At 70.4% G+C, this 17,272-nt stretch carries 14 protein-coding genes; 5 read left to right on the top strand and 9 right to left on the bottom strand.

The genetic code is table 11. The features are described from left to right. Positions 1-222: 222 nt before the first annotated feature. Positions 223-651, bottom strand: coding sequence for a hypothetical protein (locus tag IAI54_RS11070; protein ID WP_187972392.1), 429 nt, complete (start codon positions 649-651; stop codon positions 223-225). A gap of 1,523 nt (positions 652-2,174) precedes the next feature. Here IAI54_RS11070 and IAI54_RS11065 point away from each other — a divergent pair. Then, positions 2,175-3,116, top strand: a complete 942-nt coding sequence (locus IAI54_RS11065) for an IS110 family RNA-guided transposase (protein ID WP_187968756.1) — start codon at positions 2,175-2,177, stop codon at positions 3,114-3,116. A 162-nt stretch (positions 3,117-3,278) separates the two neighbouring features. Here IAI54_RS11065 and IAI54_RS11060 read toward each other — a convergent pair whose 3' ends face one another. Further along, positions 3,279-4,235 carry a LysR substrate-binding domain-containing protein gene (locus IAI54_RS11060; RefSeq protein ID WP_187972391.1) on the bottom strand — a complete coding sequence of 319 codons (957 nt, stop codon included), beginning with the start codon at positions 4,233-4,235 and terminating at the stop codon, positions 3,279-3,281. 181 nt (positions 4,236-4,416) lie between these two features. Here IAI54_RS11060 and IAI54_RS11055 point away from each other — a divergent pair, with 181 nt between their 5' ends. Then, the gene (locus tag IAI54_RS11055; protein WP_187972390.1) at positions 4,417-4,728 is read left to right on the top strand and encodes a DUF1127 domain-containing protein; all 312 of its coding nucleotides are present in this window, start codon (positions 4,417-4,419) and stop codon (positions 4,726-4,728) included. Between the two features lie 190 nt (positions 4,729-4,918). Here IAI54_RS11055 and IAI54_RS11050 read toward each other — a convergent pair whose 3' ends face one another. From IAI54_RS11050 to IAI54_RS11035, 4 genes are all read right to left on the bottom strand, one after another. Continuing rightward, complete coding sequence (locus tag IAI54_RS11050) at positions 4,919-8,755, bottom strand: beta strand repeat-containing protein (RefSeq protein ID WP_187972389.1); 3,837 nt, start codon at positions 8,753-8,755, stop codon at positions 4,919-4,921. 189 nt (positions 8,756-8,944) lie between these two features. After that, on the bottom strand, positions 8,945-9,829 hold the full coding sequence (locus IAI54_RS11045) for a DUF937 domain-containing protein (RefSeq protein ID WP_187972388.1): 885 nt from the start codon (positions 9,827-9,829) through the stop codon (positions 8,945-8,947). An 869-nt stretch (positions 9,830-10,698) separates the two neighbouring features. Beyond that, positions 10,699-12,072 (bottom strand): glutamate--cysteine ligase, encoded by a 1,374-nt coding sequence (locus IAI54_RS11040; protein ID WP_187972387.1) that lies wholly within the window; start codon positions 12,070-12,072, stop codon positions 10,699-10,701. Positions 12,073-12,222: 150 nt separating this feature from the next. Next, positions 12,223-13,512: an Hsp70 family protein gene (locus tag IAI54_RS11035; protein WP_187972386.1), complete on the bottom strand. Its 1,290-nt coding sequence runs from the start codon at positions 13,510-13,512 to the stop codon at positions 12,223-12,225. 234 nt (positions 13,513-13,746) lie between these two features. Between IAI54_RS11035 and IAI54_RS11030 the strand changes: the two genes are divergently transcribed. The 3 genes from IAI54_RS11030 to IAI54_RS11020 all read left to right on the top strand — a co-directional run bounded on the left by IAI54_RS11030 (position 13,747) and on the right by IAI54_RS11020 (position 15,248). Continuing rightward, on the top strand, positions 13,747-14,112 hold the full coding sequence (locus tag IAI54_RS11030; protein WP_187972385.1) for a hypothetical protein: 366 nt from the start codon (positions 13,747-13,749) through the stop codon (positions 14,110-14,112). Then, complete coding sequence (locus IAI54_RS11025; RefSeq protein WP_187972384.1) at positions 14,109-14,711, top strand: PIN domain-containing protein; 603 nt, start codon at positions 14,109-14,111, stop codon at positions 14,709-14,711. Before IAI54_RS11030 ends, IAI54_RS11025 begins: the two co-directional genes overlap by 4 nt. 78 nt (positions 14,712-14,789) lie before the next feature. Continuing rightward, a complete protein-coding gene (locus IAI54_RS11020; protein ID WP_235679324.1) occupies positions 14,790-15,248 on the top strand; it encodes a GNAT family N-acetyltransferase in 459 nt (152 codons plus the stop codon). 18 nt (positions 15,249-15,266) lie between these two features. Here the strand turns inward: IAI54_RS11020 and IAI54_RS11015 are convergent, their stop codons facing one another. From IAI54_RS11015 to IAI54_RS11005, 3 genes are all read right to left on the bottom strand, one after another. Further along, on the bottom strand, positions 15,267-16,004 hold the full coding sequence (locus IAI54_RS11015; RefSeq protein WP_187972382.1) for a 16S rRNA (uracil(1498)-N(3))-methyltransferase: 738 nt from the start codon (positions 16,002-16,004) through the stop codon (positions 15,267-15,269). 240 nt (positions 16,005-16,244) lie between these two features. Beyond that, positions 16,245-16,523 carry a hypothetical protein gene (locus IAI54_RS11010; RefSeq protein WP_187972381.1) on the bottom strand — a complete coding sequence of 93 codons (279 nt, stop codon included), beginning with the start codon at positions 16,521-16,523 and terminating at the stop codon, positions 16,245-16,247. Between the two features lie 79 nt (positions 16,524-16,602). Then, entirely contained in the window at positions 16,603-17,259 is a 657-nt protein-coding gene (locus IAI54_RS11005; RefSeq protein WP_187972380.1) for a hypothetical protein, read from the bottom strand. Positions 17,260-17,272: the final 13 nt, after the last annotated feature.

Below are 17,272 nucleotides of genomic sequence, written 5' to 3'. Positions count from 1 at the left end.
CTTGCCGAAACCGGATGTCCGGCGGCGTAAAGGCCGATGCCGCGCCCGCCGGAAATCCGGGGACGGTTTCCTCAATCCGGCACCGGTCGCCGCCCTTTCGCGGTCGGTTTCAGGTCGAATGCAGTGAACTGTCCCCGCATTTCCGCCAGCACGGGCGGGCCGGGAAGCGGCGCTGCCGCCCGGCCTGCGGGACATCGGGATGGGATCGGCGCGGCGTCGGCGTCAGGAGGTGTCGTGAACCTGCGGCAGCGGCAGGCCGGGCAGGACGGGACAAGCACCGGCCCGGCACGCGCGGCGTCCGGGGACCGCGTCGCGGCCGGGCGCCCAGGCGGTGCCGCCCATGCTGGCCAGCACCGCGGAGAGCATCGCCGCGCACCAGCGGTAGCGCCAGGCGACCAGCGCGGCATCGAAGGGGCTGGCGTCGTCCGGTCCCGCGGCGGCCGCCAGTTCGTCCTCGATCGCGGCGACGTCGATCCGCAGCGCGTCGGCGACGCTGACCCGCGCGGCCCGCTCGCCGCGGCGCAGGAAGAACAGCACCAGCCAGCGCACGGCAAAGCAACGGCCGGCGGCGGCGTCGGCATGCGCGGCGAGCGACAGCAGGAGCGTGATCGTCTCCCGCAGCTTCCGCCCGTTCAGTCCCGCCCCGCGCATATCCGCCCTCCTTCAGCTGCGGCCAGTCTGTTGTGGACCGGCAGGGGTGTGGACAGAATTTTCGCAAGGCATTGATTTCGCTGGAAGGACCCGTCCTCCACCCCACGAAGTGGGGGCGGAGGTAGCGTCGCGCAGCGACGACGGAGGGGGGGCGGCGCAGGATGTGGCGGCGACGGGGGCGGCGGCGGCGCGTGCCTCGTCGTGGACCGGAGCGCGGGGACGGATGGCGAGGCATGGATCCCGGATACGTCGTCCTGCGCTGCGCTTGGACGCCGTTCCGGGATGACGAAGGCGGGGGGCGGCGCTATTCTCACCTTCGTCATCCCGGGCGAAGCCGGAGCGGAGCGGAGGCGCAGACCCGGGATCCATGCCTCCGCGGTCGTCGAAAGGCGGGGCGGTGCAGGCGACGCACCGGTCGGACCTTCTCCATCGTCCCGCTCGATGACCTGCTCCGAGGCATGGATCCCGGATACGGCGTCCTTCGCTGCGCTTGGACGCCGTTCCGGGATGACGAAGGTGAAGGGGCGCGCGACGGGTCGGATCCTCGGGCCGTCGATGCGCGGGAGCGTGACGGACGGCCTGGCCACGTCCGTCGTGCCGACCGTCCGTCGTCGCGGCCAGGCCCGGCGGGGTCCCCCCCTCCGCCTCGCTTCGCTCGGCACCTCCCCCCCACTTCGTGGGGTTGGAGGATGGGCGGCGGCGCTTGGGCGGGCTTCCTCCACCCCACGCAGTGGGGGCGGAGGTGGCGTCGCGAAGCGACGACGGAGGGGGGCGGCGACGCTGGAGGATGCGGCGCCCGCGGCGGCGACCGGGCGGCACGTGTCTCGTCGTGGACCGGATCGCGGGGATGGGCGGCGAGGCATGGATCCCGGATACGTCGTCCTGCGCTGCGCTTGGACGCCGTTCCGGGATGACGAAGGTGGGGGCAACGATGGCTCCGATCTTCGGGCCGTCGATGCGCGGGAGCGTGATGGACCGCCTGGCCACGTCCGTCGTGCCGACCGTCCACCGTCGCGGACTGGTCCGGCGGGGTCCCCCCCTCCGCCTCGCTTCGCTCGGCACCTCCCCCACTTCGTGGGGTTGGAGGATGGGCGGCGGCGCTTGGGGCGGGCTGTCCTCCACCCCACGAAGTGGGGGCGGAGGTGGCGTCGCGCAGCGACGACGGAGGGGGGGGCGGCGACGCTGGAGGATGCGGCGCCCGCGCCGACGACCGGCGGCACGTGCCTCGTCGTGGGCCGGATCGCGGGGATGTCCGCCGAGGCATGGATCCCGGATACGGCGTCCTGCGCTGCGCTCGGACGCCGTTCCGGGATTGTTTGAGCCGAACGGGGTAGTGTTGGATGAGGCTGCGGGCTCGAACACCCGCAGCCTCGGCGGCAGGCGACCGTTTCCGGGATCGGGCCGACACCCGACGTCATCAAGGCTCCCTGCCGCCTTTGCACCACCGCTTGGAGAGTTGATCGGGCCCCTGACGCGCCGTCACGCCCGCAAACAATCCGAAGCCCGCAAAGGATAGCACCCTCATGGCCTTTCTGCACCACCCGCCCGCCTGCTGCCTCGGCGTCGATGTCGCCAAGGACAGTCTCACCGTCAGCAACGGCCGCCAGGCCGCCGCGACCATCGACAACAGCCGATCCGCCATTCGCGCCATGCTCAAGAAAGCCCGGCCCGACCTCGTCGTCTGCGAGCCTACCGGCGGCTACGAACTGCTGCTTCTGGAGGAATGCCTCAAGGCCGGAATCGCCTGCCACCGTGCCGACACCCTGAAGCTCAAGAGCTTCATCCGCTCCTTTGGCACGCTCGGCAAGAGCGATGCCATCGACGCCGCCCAAATGGCCGCCTATGCGCGCGAGCGCTGGGCCAAGCTGTCTTTGTGGCAGGCGCAAGACGCCGACGAGAGGCAGTTGCAGGTCCTGGTGCGGCGTAGGGCCGACCTCGTCGCCTTCAGGGTCGCCGAGCGCAACCGCTCCAGGGCGCCCGGCGCCAAGGCACTCGCAGCCTCCTTCAAGGCCATGCTGGCCGCCATCGAGCAACAGATCGACAAGCTCGACGCGGCGATCGCCGCCCTCGTCGCACGCAGCCAGAGCCTGCGCCAACGCATCGCCGTGTGCACCGCCATGAACGGCATCGGCCTCACATGCGCCGCAACCCTCATCGCCCAGATGCCCGAACTCGGCTCCCTCCAGCGCAGGCAGGCCGCCGCCCTGGCCGGGACAGCTCCCCACCCCAACGAGAGCGGAACCGCAACCGGCCGGCGGCGGCAACGCGGCGGCAGGCCGCAGATCAGAACAGCCCTGTTCATGCCGGCACTGCGCGCAGCCGCCGGCAGAGGCGAGTTCGCATCCTTCTACAAACGCCTCGTCGACAACGGAAAACGCCCCATCGTCGCAATCGCCGCAGTCATGCGAAAGATCATCGTCACCCTCAATGCAAGGCTCAGAGACGCACAATCGGCTCAGAGTTGATGACGAAGCGGAGGGGGCGGCCATGCCGGGGGTCGCCTTGGTGGGGGGGCGGGTGAGGGGGCGTCTGCAGGCCGCTTCGTCAATCTCGGGCGACGCAGGTCCCGAATGGGTCGCGGGGATCGGCTGGACCGTCGCGCGGATGGCTTTCGTCGGGGGCGTGCGTCACCAGCCCGCCATCTGGCCCGGCTTGTGGCGGCGGCCGCGCATGGCGAGGCCGACGGCGGCGAAGTCGAAGCTGCCGGGGTCCTCGGGGCCGGGGAGCGAGATGTTGTCGAGGCTCTCGGCGATGTGGCGGGCGAGCGCCTCGACGATCTCGGGCTGGCTGGAATGGCCGCGCAGGATGCCGATGCGGCCGTCGGGAAGGGCCGGAAAACCCTCGCTTTCGGTCAGAACCCGCATGCCGGGGCGCAGCGCGCATTCGGGCAGGACGGCGACGGCAAGCCCGGCCAGCACCGAGGCGATGATGACGGTGGCCGACCAGGAGGTGAACAGGATGCGGTGCTCGCGTTCGACGCGGTCGAGCGCGTCGAGCGTCTCCCGCCGCCACAGGCAGGTGGGGCGACCGACGGCCAGCGGCACCACGGGTTCCTCATGCACCATGTGGTTGGCGGAGGTGACCCAGAGCAGCGGTTCGCGGCGCACCACCTCGGACGGCGAGCGTTCGTCGTCATGGGTGACGATGGCGATGTCCAGCTGGCCGCGGCGGATCAGTTCGACGAGGTTGACGGTGGGTTCGCAGAGGACGGAAAGCTCGACGCGCGGATTGGAGCGCGAGAAGCGCGCCATGATCTCGGGCAGGAAGCGGTCGGCGTAATCGTCGGGCGTGCCGATGCGGATCGAGCCTTCGAGCCGGTTGTCGTCGAGGGCCGCCAGCGCCTCGCGGTTCAGCCGCATCATGCGCCGGGCATAGGCGAGCAGTCGCTCGCCGTCCTCGGTCAGCCGGTTGGTGCGGCCGTCCTTCTCGAACAGCGGCTTGCCGACGCGCTCCTCCAGCCTGCGCATCTGCATGGAGACCGCCGACTGGGTGCGGAACACCTCGTCGGCGGCGCGGGTGAAGGAGCCGGTGTCGGCGATGGCGATGAAGGTCTGCAGCTGGTCGAGGTCGAGCGGAGCGGCCATGGGGATGATCCATCAGCTTGGTTGATGTCAAAGATTAAAAACATTCGTTCGACTAATCAATCCGGGGCTGCGAGAAGAGCATCGTTCCGCCAACGGGCACGAGACACCGAGACGCGCCGGAGAATGAGCTCCCGCGCAGAGGCTTCGTGCGTTCCGCGGCCTGCCACGAAGGAGAACGACCATGACCGCCCTCGACACCCGCACCACCCTCACGCCCGCCACCGTGCGTCCGGCGCTCGGGCTGCGCGTGGCGAACGCCGTCGTGGCCGCGATCAACCATGCCGCCAAGGTCTACCGCGCCTGGCGCAACCGCCGCGAGATCTACCGGCTCGGCGAGATGAGCGACGCGCAGCTGTCCGACATCGGGCTGACGCGCAGCGACCTCTTCGTGGTCTGGCAGTCGCCCTTCGGCGTCGACCCGACCGAGCAGCTCGGCCAGATCTCGGAAGCGCGGATCCGCGCCTACGAGGCGCTGGCGCGGCGCATCGGCTGAGCCGTCCCGGACGAATTCGCCCGGCGCCGGACAGGCGCCGGCGTCTCCCACCGCAGGCTCTGACTCCCGCCGGTCCCCCCCGGCCATGCCTGCCACCTTGCCCGGCCGCTCCCACCCAGGAGCCGCCGGGCATTTTTCGTTGGCGTGTCGGGTCGGGGAAACCCGACCGGGTCGGGGAGACCCGACCGGGTCAGGCGAAGGATTCGTAGGCGGCGATGATCGAGGCGAGCTGCTGGGAGCTCATCACGGCGGTCTGGCTCGACGTCAGTGCCTGCAGCTGGACCTGGCTGAGGCCGAGGATCTGCGATGCTGACAGGCCGGGGATGGCGGTCGCGGCGATGGCGGCGACGTCGTCGGCGGAGAACTGGGCGAGGTCGCCGGTCTCCAGCGCGCCGATCTGTTCGGCGGTCATGGCCGCCACCTGGGCCGGGGTGAAGGCCTCGACCTGCTCGGCCGTGAGCGCCGAGAGCTGCGCGGTCGAGAAGCCGGAGATCGCGTCGACGTCGATGGCGGCGATCTGCAGCGGCGTGATGGCGCCGATCCGGTCGGCGCCGAGCGAGGCGACCTGCAGCGCGCTCAGCGCGCCGACCTGGACGGCGGACAGCGCGCCGAGCTGGCCCGCGCTCATGGCGCGCAGCTGGTAGTAGGTGAGCTTCTCGATCTGGGCCGGCCGCAGCGCCGCCGTCTGTTCGAGCGACAGCGCGCCGACCGTCTCGGAGGACAGGCCCTGCAGCGCGGTGGCGTCGATGGCGGCGATGTCCTCGGCGGAGAAGGCGGCGATCGTCTCGGCGCCGAGGGCGGCGAGCTGGGCGGATTTCAGGGACGCGACCTGCGTGGTGGTCAACGCGTCGATCTGGGCGGAAGACAGCGCGCCGATCTGGGCGGCACTCAGGCTGGAGACGACGCCCGTCGTCAGCGCCGCCACCTGCTGCGGCGCGAAGGCGGCGATCTGCGCGGCGCCGAGCGCCAGGAACTGCGTGCCGGTGAGCGCGCCGGCCTGCGCCGTGGTCAGTGCGCCGATCTGCTCCGGCGTCATGGCGGCGACCTGCGCCGGTTTCAGCGCCGCGACCTGTGCCGTGGTCAGGGTCGAGATGGTGGTCGGGGCGAGGCCGGCGAAGCTGGCGGCGGGAAGGCCGGAGAGGCCCGCGGGGCTGAACGCGGCGATGGTCTCGGGGTTCAGGCTCTCCAGCACCGCCCCCGACAGGGCGCCGACCTGCGAGGCCGTGAGGGCTGCGAGCTGGGTCGACGTCAGCGCGGAGACCTGGGTCGCCGACAGGGCGGCCATGGCATCGGTGGAGAGGCCGGAGAGCCCCTTCGTGGACAGGGCGGCCAGCCGGTCCGGGGCGAGTGCTGCGACGGTCTCGGTGGACAGCGCCGCGACCTGGACGGCGGCCAGCGCGCCGATCTGTCCGGTGGACAGGGCGTCGAACTGGGCAGGCGTGAGGGCCGCGACCTGCGCCGGCTTCAGGGCGGCGACCTGGGCGGTGGTCATCGCCGCGACCTGCTCGGTGGCGAGGCCTGCGACGGTCTCGGCGGAGAGGCCGGCGATCGCGGCAGTGGCGATCGCGGCGATGTCGGCGGAGGAGAAGGTCTGCAGTGCGGCCGTTCCCAGGGCGCCGACCTGGGCCGAAGACAGCGCGGCGATCTGGGCGGGCGTGAAGGTGTCGACCTGGCCTGCGGTGAGGGCCGCGACCTGGGTCGTGGTGAGGCCGGCGACGGTCTTCGGTGCGAGCGCGCCGATCTGCTCGGCCGACAGGCCGGACAGGGCCTGCGCGTCGACGGCGGCGACCTGGGTCGCCGTGAGCGCTGCGACCTGGGTGGTGGAAAGCAGGGCGAGTTGCGCCGGCGTCAGCGCCGCGACCTGGGTGGACGTGAGCGCGGCGATCTGTGTCTTCGTCAGTGCGGCGACATGGTCGGCGCCGAGCGCGGCGATGGCGTCGGCCGGCAGGCCGGTGATGGCGGTCGTGCGGATCGCGGCGATCTCGGCCGCGGTGAAGGTGGCAAGCTCGGCCGCGCCGAAGGCCGCGACCTGGGTGCCGCCGAGGCCGGCGACCTGCGCGGCGGTCAGCGCCTCGGCCTGCGCGCTCGACAGCGCGGCGATCTGGGCGGTGGTGAGGCCGGCGACGGCGCCGGCAGACAGGGCTGCGATCTGGGTGGTGGAGAACGCCGCCACCGCCTCGACATCCAGGGCCGCGACCTGGGACGAGGTCAGCGCGCGGACCTGCGTGGCGCCGAGCGCCTCGACCTGCGCGGGCAGCAGCGCCGCCACCTGGGCCGGCTTCAGCGCGGCGATCTGTGCGGCCGTCAGCGCGGCGACCTGGGTTGAGGAGAGCGCGGCCATGGTGTCGGCCGACAGGCCGGAGACGGCGGTGGGCTTGATCGCGGCGAGTTTCAGCGTGGTGAAGCTTTCGGCGACCGCATCCCCGAGCGCGGCGACCTGCGCGGCGGTCAGCGCGCCGACCTGCGCGGTCGACAGCGCCTCGACCTGGGCGGTGCCGAGGGCGGCGAGCTGGGCGGCGGTGAGGCCGGGGATGGCTTTCGGGCCGAGGGCTGCGAACTGGTCCAGGGAGAGGCCGGCGACCGCATCGGCCGGCAGCGCGGCGACCTGTGCTGCCGTCATCACCTTGACCTGGGCGGTGGTGAGGGCTGCGACCTGCTGGGCGTCGAGCGCGCCGACCTGGCCCGGGCGAAGTGCTGCGACCTGGCGGGTCGTGAAGGCGGCGACCTGGCCGACGTCGAGGGCCGCGATGGCGTCTGCCGTCAGCCCGGCGAGCGCGGTGACGTTGATCGCCGCGATCTCGGTCGTGGAGAAGGTCTGGATCGCCGCGACGTCGAGCGTGCCGATCTGGCGCGCGTTGAGCGCCGCGATCTGGCCGGCGGTGAGGGCGTCGGCCTGCTCGATGCCGAGCGCGCCGATCTGGGCGGTGGTGAGGCCGGGGATCGCGCGGGCGGAGAGTGCCGCCACCTGGTCCGTCGAGAAGGCGGCGATCGCCTCGGTGGAGAGCACCGCGACCTGCCGGGACGTGAGCGCCGCGACCTGGGCGGCAGTCAGCGCGCCGACCTGCGCGGTCGACAGGGCGGCGACCTGCGAGGGCCGCAGCGCCGCGACCTGGGCAGGCTGCAGGCCCGCGACCTGCTCGGCGGAGAGCGCGGCGACCTTCTCGTCGGAGAGGCCGCCGATGGCGGTGGTGCGGATCGCGCCGATGTCGCTGGCGGAGAAGGCGGCGAGCGCCTCGGCTGGGAAGGCGGCGAGCTGCGTGGCGTTGAGCGCACCGATCTGGCCGGTGGAGAGCGCGCCCACCTGGCCGGTCGACAGCGCGCCGATCTGGGCAGCCGTCAGCCCCGCCACGGCGCGCACGGACAGCGCGGCGACCTGATCGGCCGAGAAGGCGGCCACCGCCCCGGCGCTCAGCGCCTTGACGTGGGAGGAATTGAGCGCGCCGATCTGGTCCGTCGAGAGAAGCGCGATCTGGCCGGTCGTGAAGGCGGCGACCTGGGCGGGCTTCATGGCGCCGACCTGCGACGGCGTCAGGGCCGCGATCTGGTCGGCACTCAGCGCGGCGATGCCGTCGGCCGTCAGGCCCGGGATCGCGGCGGTGCGGATGGCGGCGATGTCGGCGGTGGAGAAGGTCTGCAGCGCCTCGGGGTCGAGCGCGGCGAGCTGGCGCGAACTCATGCTGGCGACCTGCGACGACGTCAGCGCCTCGGCCTGTGCGGTGGCGAGACCGCCGACCTGCGAGGCGGTGAGGGCCGCGACCTGCGCGCCGCCGAGCCCGGCGATGCGGTCGGTGGCGAGCACGGCGAGCTGGTCCAGGCTGAAGCCGACGATGGCGCGCGGGGCGATGGCGCCGACCTGGGTGGTGGTGAGTGCCGCGACGCTGTCGGGCTGCAGCGCGCCGACCTGGCCCGACGACAGCGCCTGGATCTGGGCGGTGGACAGCTGGGCGACGTCTTCGTCCGTCCAGGTTGCGATGGTGGATGCCGGCAGCGCCCGGATCTGGATGACCGACAGCGATGAGATGGACATGACGCAAGCCCCCGCAGCCTTTCGTCCCGGACCCGCGCGGTCGCGAAACGGCGACACCCGGCCCCGGCGGGGACGGCGATCCCAGCGGAAAGGCCCGGCGACGCCGGCAGACTAGGAGGTCTGGCTTGCCCGAGCCTGTGTTCTCGCGGGGACGCGAAGGAGGGGAGGAGAGGACGCTGTGCGACGGTGTCAGCCCGGCCGGCTCATCCCCTTCAGGAATTCGCCGACGACGCTTTCCATGGTCTTCTGGACCTCGTCGCGCTGCTTGGCGCCGGTCTCGAACATCTCGCCGAAGAGATCGTCCCAGGGCGTGCGCGGGCGGCCGGAAGGGTTGGTCGGCGCGGGCTCCGGTTCCGGCTTCGGCTGCCAGGCGCCGATCATGTCCCCCATCATCTTGCCGAAGGGATTCTGGCCGAAGGGATCGAACGGGTTCCCGGGGGCGGGCTCCGGCGCCTTCTTCGCCGCCGGCTGGGCGCCGCCGAACATGTCCTGCATCATCCTGCCGAAAGGGTTGGCCATCGGGTCGGGCTGCTGCGGCTGGCCGCCCGACAGCGCGCCGGCCTGGCGCATCATCTCGGCCAGGACGGCGCCCATCGGATTGGTGGCGCCGCCGAGCCCGGCCGTGCCGAAATTGGGCTGGACGCCGGCTCCGAGCTGGCCCGACGCCTGCTTGAACAGGCCGCCCATGATCATGGCGGCGATGGCCGGCAGCATCTGCTTGATGATCTCCTGGCCGATGCCCGTGGCGGTGGCGGCATGCGCGGCGACGGCGCGCGACAGGTCCTTGGAGCCGAAGATCCGGCTGAGCACGTCGTTGCCGGCCGCCTGGCCGCCCGGCGTGAAGGCGGACATCGGGTTGTCGAAGAACTGTGCGTGATTGCCCGCCGCCAGCGTCTGCAGGAAGGTGCCGACGCCGTAGGGATCGGCCACGTTGTGCTTCAGCCCGGTCGAGAACGCCGGCAGCAGCGCCTGCACCACCTGGCTCGTCTGCTGCTGCGTCAGGCTGAACTGACGCTGCAGCGCCTCCATCGCGAGGCCGTTCTGCGCGGCCAGCATGTCGGAAAGGGGCAGCATGGCGGGGTCTCCGTGGCGGGCCGGCGAAGCGGCGCGAATATGTCGTTCGGGATCATGCCACCGTGACGGGGAATTGCCCAGAGCGGTATCCGGCGACCGGTTCGGCGTTCACCGTCCGAGCCATCCGGTCCACGACGAGGCGCGTGGCGCCGTCCCTCCGCCGGTGCCGCTCCGCGGACGTGGCCTCGTCCTCCGGCCTCGCTCCCCCCCTCCGTCGTCGCTTCGCGACGCCACCTCCGCCCCCACTTCGTGGGGTGGAGGATAGCCCGCCACCAGCGCCGACGCTCATCCTCCAACCCCACGCAGTGGGGGGAGGTGTCGAGCGCAGCGAGGCGGAGGGGGGGACCCCGCTGTCCCAAGGCGGTAACCGCACAGACCTGCCTCGCCCGGCCTGGCCTCCACCGCCTTCGTCATCCCGGAACGACGTCCGAGCGCAGCGAAGGACGACGTATCCGGGATCCATGCCTCGCCATCGCAGGCAAGCGTGACGTCGACGGAGCGCCGGGACGCGGCCGCCGTTCTCCGTCGTCCCGCCTCTTGACGAACGCCGAGGCATGGATCCGGGGTCTGCGCCTCCGCTTCGCCCGGGATGACGAAGGAGAAGGGGCGCCGCAACGGGGGAAGCGGGGCCACGGCAAAGGGCGAAGCACGGACGCAGCGCCCTCCGGGCGCGTCATTCCGGACCGTGCGCCGAGCGAAGCGGAGGCACCCGGAGCCGGAATCTGTTCCGCGGCCTGCGCGGCAGGGGGCGACACCTTCGGCATCACGGAATGGATTCCGGACAGACTCTGCCGCGCTCCGCGCGGCTCGCCTTCCGGAATGACACTCGAAGGGGTGTCGGAGCGATCAAGGTACGGGCGTCGCTGCCCTCAATACGCATATTCCATGAAGGCCGGCTCGATGGAGCCGCCCCAGCGGGTGTGGTAGGCGGTGAGCATCTCGTCGGCGGAGGTGGTGCCGCGGGCGACGACCTCGTCGAGGGTGGAGAGGAAGGTGCTCTCGTCGTAGCCGTCGCGGTTGAGGCGCCTGCGGTTCTTCAGGCCGAGGCGCGAGATGGCCAGCACCTCGCGGGCGACGTCGCGCAGGGTGCCGGAACCGAAGGGCATGTCGATGCCTTGCGCCGGAACGGCGTCGCGCATCGCCAGCACGTCCTCGTAGGTCCAGGAGCGGGTCAGGGCGTCGGCGGCGTCGAGCGCCTCGTCGTCGTAGAGGAGGCCGACCCAGAAGGCCGGCAGCGCGCAGATGCGCCGCCACGGGCCGCCGTCGGCGCCGCGCATTTCCAGAAAGCGCTTCAGCCGCACGTCGGGGAAGAGCGTCGACAGGTGGTTGGCCCAGTCGCCCATGGTGGGCAGCCCGTCGGGCACGGAATTGCGCAGCGCGCCGTCCATGAACTGGCGGAAGGTGACGTGGGTGCAGTCGTGGTAGCGGCCGTCGCGGATGACGAAGTACATCGGCACGTCGAGCGCCCACTCGACGTAGTCGGCGAAGCCGAAATCGGGCGAGAAGCAGAAGGGCAGCAGGCCCGAGCGCTGGTTGTCGGTGTCGCGCCAGATCTCGCCGCGCCAGGACTTGAGCCCGTTCGGCCGGCCCTCGGTGAAGGGCGAGTTGGCGAAGAGTGCGGTCGACAGCGGCTGCAGGCGCAGCGACACCTGCATCTTGCGGCGCATGTCGGCTTCCGACGAGAAGTCGAGGTTCACCTGGATGGTGCAGGTGCGGTACATCATGTCGAGACCGTGCCGGCCGACCTTGGGCATGTAGGCGGTCATGATGTCGTAGCGCGACTTCGGCATGCGCGGGGTCTGGGCGAGCGACCATTTCGGGCTGCCGCCGAGGCCGAGGAAGCGGATGCCGAGCGGCTCGGCGATCTCGCGCAACTGGGCCAGATGCGCGTTGCCCTCGCGGCAGGTCTGGTGGATCGTCTCCAGCGGCGCGCCGGAGAGTTCGAACTGGCCGCCCGGCTCGAGCGAGATGGCGCCCTGGCCGGTCGGCTCGACGAGGCCGATGATGTTGCCCGCGTCCATGATCGGCTCCCAGCCGAGCGTCTTCTGCATGCCGTCGAGCAGGGCCTTGATGCCGCGCGGGCCCTCGTAGGGCACGGGCGCGTTGCCGTCGACGTAGAAGGGGAATTTCTCGTGCTCGGTGCCGATCCGCCACTGGTCCTTCGGCTTGTTGCCGGCGGCCATGTGGGCGACCAGGTCGTCGAGCCCCTCGATCGGGCTGGAATCGGTCGTGTCGCGCGCCATCGGGGTGTCCTCTTGAAGGCTACTTGCGGCCGATCCGGCGTCGGCGCGCGAGTGATGGCCGAAAGGGGGCAGGCCGATCAAGCCAAAAATGCTGAGCGGTGGATCAAGGCCGGTTGATCGGCCGATCGACCGCCGGCCGCCGCCGCGGGGTCAAGCCGCCCAGCGGGCGACGTCGCCGCTCTCGCCGATGAGGGCGAGACCGTGGGCGATGGAGAGAAGCTCGCCGCCGCTCTCGATGCGGCCGGCGTCGAAGCGGCGCTCGAAGATGTTCCGCACGGCGGGCACGAAGGAGGTGCCGCCGGTGAGGAAGACCTTGTCGACGCCGTCGGCGGGGGTGTTCGTCGTGTCCAGCACCTCGTCGAGCGCGGCTTCGATGCGGGCGAGGTCGTCGGCGATCCAGGCCTCGAAATCGGCGCGGCGGACGGTCTTGCGGCCGGCGGCGCCGAGCGGCGCGAAATGGAACTCGGCCTCCTCGGCCTGCGACAGCGCCATCTTGGTGGCCGAGATCGCCTGGTAGAGCGGATAGCCCTCGTCATACTCGATCAGGTCGACGAAGAGCTGCAGCCTGTCGGGCTCGACGGCGTGGCGGATGAGCGACTTCAGGTCCTGGAACTCGCGCGTGGTCTTGAAGATCGACAGCTGGTTCCAGCGGCCGAAACTGGCGAAGTAGCTCGCCGGCAGATCGAGCAGCTTGCCGAAGCTCCTGAACTGGCTGCCCTTGCCGATCTCGGGCGCGACGAGGTTGTCGATCAGCCGGTAGTCGAAATGATCGCCGGCGATGCCGACGCCGGAATGGCCGATCGGGACGGCGCTGAGTTCGCCCGCGTGGCGCTCGAAGCGGATCAGCGAATAGTCGGTGGTGCCGCCGCCGAAATCGGCGACCAGCACGGTGGCGTCGCGGGTCAACGACTGGGCGAACCAGTAGGCGGCGGCCACAGGTTCGTAGACGTAGTGGATCTCTGAGAAGCCGAAACGGGTGAGCGCGGCCTGGTAGCGTTCGAGGGCGAGGTCCTCGTTGGGATTGGACCCGGCGAAGCGGACGGGCCGGCCGACGACGAGGCGCGAGATGTCGGAGGGCCAGCCGTCGCCGGCATAGGCTTCGAGGCGCCGCAGGAAGGTCTCCATCAGGTCCTCGAACTGCTGGCGCTTCGCGAAGACCGTGGTGGCCTGGAAGGCGGCGCTGGCGGCGAAGGTCTTGATCGACTGCAGGAAGCGGCAGTCGCCCGGGTGGTCGATGAACAGGCGGATCGCCGCCTGACCGGCTTCGACGGCGAGATCCTGCGTCGAGCGGCCCTGCTTCATGTAGGCGAGCGCGGTGCGCATGGTGTCGGTGGTGCCGGCGGGCGAGGTGAAGGGCAGCGAGTGCGTCGCGCCGCCCGGATCCGCGAGGGCGAGGACCGAGTTGGTCGTGCCGAAATCGAGCCCGAGCGCGCGTGCCATGGCAGCGTCCTTCTTTTGTCTGATCTGTCTTGCTGGCAGGGACGCGCGGCGTCCCGGAGCGGGGAGGGCGCGAACGCCCCCGTGCATGAGGGCGCGCTGGTCGCACGGGAGAGGGGGGGATGGCAAGGGGGATGATGCGGGTTGGGCGGGCGTGCTGGCAGCACAGCGACGGCTTGCTTGCCGATCCGCGCTCTCGCCGCTATAGATATGGTGTGTTTCTATAGGACGGCTGTAATGGCGACGACGCTCTCGACCAACATCGACGACAAGATGGCACAGAAGGTCCGGATGGTCGCCGAAAGGGAGAACCGGTCCGTCTCGAACATCGTTTCCAGCGCGCTGATGGTGTTTACGGGTCTCCCCAAAGACGTGCGCGATACGCTGCTCGAACTTCAGTCGCGACAGGATGCCGAAGGGATCAGACGGCTGTCGCGGGTGATCATGGCGGCGGTCTCCAGGCTGCGTCTGGAAACGGCGATGGAGCGCCTCGCCGATGAGCAGCTTTTCGCGAGCCTGGAGCACACGACCGATGAGATCGACCTCCTGGAGGAGGCGACGCGACTGACCGAAGCCACGAGGCAGATAAAGCCCCGTCCATGAGCGCGCCCCTGTGGGTTCTTCTCGACGTCAACATCTGGGTCGCGAATCTGATGGCGACCGGCCGGGGGCGAAGGGGCACCACGGCGCAGCGGATCGTCTCCATGATTGCCAATGGACGATGGGGAGACGGGGGGCGTGAGGTCCAACTCATCGTCTCACTCGATATGCTCGATACCCTCGAGCAAGTGCTCGGACGCCTGGAGGCGTCATCCGTCAACGCCCAGGCCTATTCCGAAGCCGTGAGGGACATCATGAAGCACGGACCCGAGGAACTCGATCCCTATCTGCTGCTCGGCGGACGTGAACAGTTCGCGATCGCCGATGTCGAGGATGCGGGTGTCCCTGCAACGGCATTCGCCGCGCGCGCGCATCTCGTCGTGACGGACAATCTCAAGGATTTCCGGACCAAGGAATCGCTACGGGTCGATACGCGCATCGTGGCGACATCCGCGGGTCCGAGGCAGTTGCATGCCCTGCGACATCGTCGAGCGGACGTCGATCTGATCGTCGCGCATCCGCTGGACGTCATGTCCTGGCTGGAGCGGCGCATCGATTTCGAGCCGGCCAGCCTGTGGCGCCAGATTTCAGCGGGTCCTTGAGTTCGCGGGCCTCGCAGCCCGCCCGCCATCCGGCCGGCGGGTTTTTTCATGCTCTCGAACCGAAGGATGGAAACGCCCGTGCAACCGCTCACCCTGACGCCGGCCGAGGGCGGCGATGCCGATTCCGTGCGGGACCTCGTGCGGGCGGCCTATGCGAAGTGGATCCCCGTGATCGGCCGCGAGCCGAGGCCGATGACGGTCGACTACCGCAAGGCCATCGCCGAGCACGACGTGCTGCTGGCGCATGCCGGCACGACGCTTGCGGGCATCATCGAGACGATGATCTTCGCCGATCACGTCTGGATCGAGAACCTGGCGGTTCTCCCGTCGTTCCAGGGCAGGGGCGTGGGACGACGGCTTCTGGAGACGGCCGAGGACCAGGCGAGGCGTGCCGGGCTGTCGGAGCTGCGCCTGTTGACCAATGCCGACTTCGCCGAGAACGTCGCGTTCTACACAAGGCGGGGCTTTCGCGTGACGAAGCAAGAACCCTTCATGGGCGGCACGACCCTCTACTTCGCCAGGCACCTCGACGGGTGACTCCAGCCTTCCGCCCGGCTAGCGCCAGTCGCCGATCGCCGCCTGCACGACGGCGAGCGCCGCCACCGCCGCCGTGTCGGCGCGCAGGATGCGGGGGCCGAGCGGGATGGGGGTGACGAAGGGCAGACCGCGCAGCTGTCGGCGTTCCTCGTCGGAAAAGCCGCCTTCGGGTCCGACGAGGACGCCGAGCCGGCGCTCGCGCACGGTGGCGAGGATGTCGAGCGGGTTGTTGGTGGCCACGCCCTCGTCGCAGAAGATCAGCCGGCGACCTTCCTCCCATTCCCAGAGCAGCCGCTCGAGCTTGATGACCTCGTTGACGACGGGCACGGCGAGGATGCCGCACTGCTCGGCCGCCTCCAGCGCGTTGGACTGCAGGCGCTCGACGCCGACGTTCGACATCTGGGTGTGCTGGGTGATGACGGGCTGCAGCGTGCCGGCGCCCATTTCGACCGCCTTCTGCACCATGTAGTCGAGCCGGCCCTGCTTCAGCGGCGCGAAACAGTAGAGCAGGTCGGGCAGGCGCGGCTGGGCCCGCGTCTGGCCGAGGGGCACCAGCGAAGCCTTCTTCTTGCCCGCCGCGGCCACGCTCGCCAGCCATTCGCCGTCGCGGCCGTTGAAGACGAGAAGTTCCGAGCCCTCGGCCATCCTGAGCACGTTCAGCAGGTAGTGCGCCTGGGCGGGGTCGACCTCGAAGGGCTGGCCCTGGACGAGTTCGGTGGCGACGAAGAGCCTCTGCATACGGTAGTTTGCGCGCATGCCGTGTTCCTGCGTCAGTCGCGTGGCGCGGTCAAGGCCGGGAGGGAAAGACCGTCAAGCGCCCGTCACATCCGGTAGTCCGGCCGACGGTCTTTCCAGTGATTGAAATTCTCGCTGGGAAGACCGGCATTCTGCGCGGCCACGTAGAGGGCGACATCCGACGTCAGGATCAGGGTCTCTTTGGAGGCAAGAAGCAGGTTGACGGTATCGCTCAGGCCCAGCCACCGGAACTCCGGCCGCTCAATCCAGTGCCTCTTTCCGCTTCATCGAAAGAACTTCGCCGTCGGATTCGCGAATGCGAATGACCCTGTACGCCCGCCGTGCCGGTATCTCGCCGGACAGGGTCGAAAGAGGTCCCTTCGCGGTGTTCCATGGTCGCGAAAAACCGACGGTGATGTTCCACGTCTTCTCGGCGTCGTCTCGTTCTATCTCTTCAAGTCCGAGATTGACGATGCCTTCTTCCGAAAGCATCTCGGAGACATATCTCTTGGCGGATTTAACAGCTTCTTTCGCATCCATCGGTCTGCTCCAGTCGCCTGCCCGGCGCGGCGAGGGAAGATATAGTTGAAATCTGCATCGGCGACCAGAGTCGGACGCATCAGGCCCGACCGTGCGCCGTCGCATGCCAGACGGGCGCATAGCCTGCGGCGAGAGCGGCGAGGGTGGCGGGCGGCGTGAGGACCGTGAGGCCGGCCGTCCCCGTCGCGGCCATTGACGGCAGGGGCGGGCCGTAGCCCTCGAATCGCCAGGGCAGCAGACGGCCGGCGCGGACGGCGAAGACATCGTCGCCTTCGGCGAGCATCGCGCCGTCCGGGAGTGCGGCCGGATCCATGCAGGGCGGGCGCAGCGCGTCGGGCGCCGAGGCGAGACGCTCGGCGTGCAGGATGGCGTCGATCTGCGGCGCGGACAGGCGCGCGCGGCCCTGCCCGGCGGCGAAGGCCGTCGCAAAGCGCGTTGCGGCGTCGCGCCGGCAGGTGAAGCAGGGGCGGTGGCCGGCGGCGAGCGCTGTGACTTCGTCGAGGAAGAACAGTTCGGTCCAGCCGGCGCCGCCGCCCGGCGCGTTGCGGCCCATCGGCTCGCGCTTCTGCCCCTTGTAGACGCAGGCGCAGACGATCCAGGCCTTCGTGGTCCAGCGGCGGGACAGGAGCGTCTTCGTCGCGGGATCGTGGAGGATGCCGCGATTGCCGGTGAAGAGCCCGCGGGCCGGGTCGGCGCGGATCGTTCCGAAAGGGTCGACGCGGTTCTGGAGCGGCATCCCGGTCTCCCTG

Source organism: Aquibium microcysteis (genome assembly GCF_014495845.1).
Taxonomy (GTDB): Bacteria; Pseudomonadota; Alphaproteobacteria; order Rhizobiales; family Rhizobiaceae; genus Aquibium; species Aquibium microcysteis.
This window is presented reverse-complemented; position numbering and strand designations above follow the sequence as displayed.

Excerpts from the sequence above, each read along its gene's own strand:
- IAI54_RS11070 (WP_187972392.1), bottom strand. The coding sequence starts at position 651 with ATGCGCGGGGCGGGACTGAACGGGCGGAAGCTGCGGGAGACGATCACG.
- IAI54_RS11065 (WP_187968756.1), top strand. The coding sequence starts at position 2,175 with ATGGCCTTTCTGCACCACCCGCCCGCCTGCTGCCTCGGCGTCGATGTC.
- IAI54_RS11060 (WP_187972391.1), bottom strand. The coding sequence starts at position 4,235 with ATGGCCGCTCCGCTCGACCTCGACCAGCTGCAGACCTTCATCGCCATC.
- IAI54_RS11055 (WP_187972390.1), top strand. The coding sequence starts at position 4,417 with ATGACCGCCCTCGACACCCGCACCACCCTCACGCCCGCCACCGTGCGT.
- IAI54_RS11050 (WP_187972389.1), bottom strand. The coding sequence starts at position 8,755 with ATGTCCATCTCATCGCTGTCGGTCATCCAGATCCGGGCGCTGCCGGCA.
- IAI54_RS11045 (WP_187972388.1), bottom strand. The coding sequence starts at position 9,829 with ATGCTGCCCCTTTCCGACATGCTGGCCGCGCAGAACGGCCTCGCGATG.
- IAI54_RS11040 (WP_187972387.1), bottom strand. The coding sequence starts at position 12,072 with ATGGCGCGCGACACGACCGATTCCAGCCCGATCGAGGGGCTCGACGAC.
- IAI54_RS11035 (WP_187972386.1), bottom strand. The coding sequence starts at position 13,512 with ATGGCACGCGCGCTCGGGCTCGATTTCGGCACGACCAACTCGGTCCTC.
- IAI54_RS11030 (WP_187972385.1), top strand. The coding sequence starts at position 13,747 with ATGGCGACGACGCTCTCGACCAACATCGACGACAAGATGGCACAGAAG.
- IAI54_RS11025 (WP_187972384.1), top strand. The coding sequence starts at position 14,109 with ATGAGCGCGCCCCTGTGGGTTCTTCTCGACGTCAACATCTGGGTCGCG.
- IAI54_RS11015 (WP_187972382.1), bottom strand. The coding sequence starts at position 16,004 with ATGCGCGCAAACTACCGTATGCAGAGGCTCTTCGTCGCCACCGAACTC.
- IAI54_RS11010 (WP_187972381.1), bottom strand. The coding sequence starts at position 16,523 with ATGGATGCGAAAGAAGCTGTTAAATCCGCCAAGAGATATGTCTCCGAG.
- IAI54_RS11005 (WP_187972380.1), bottom strand. The coding sequence starts at position 17,259 with ATGCCGCTCCAGAACCGCGTCGACCCTTTCGGAACGATCCGCGCCGAC.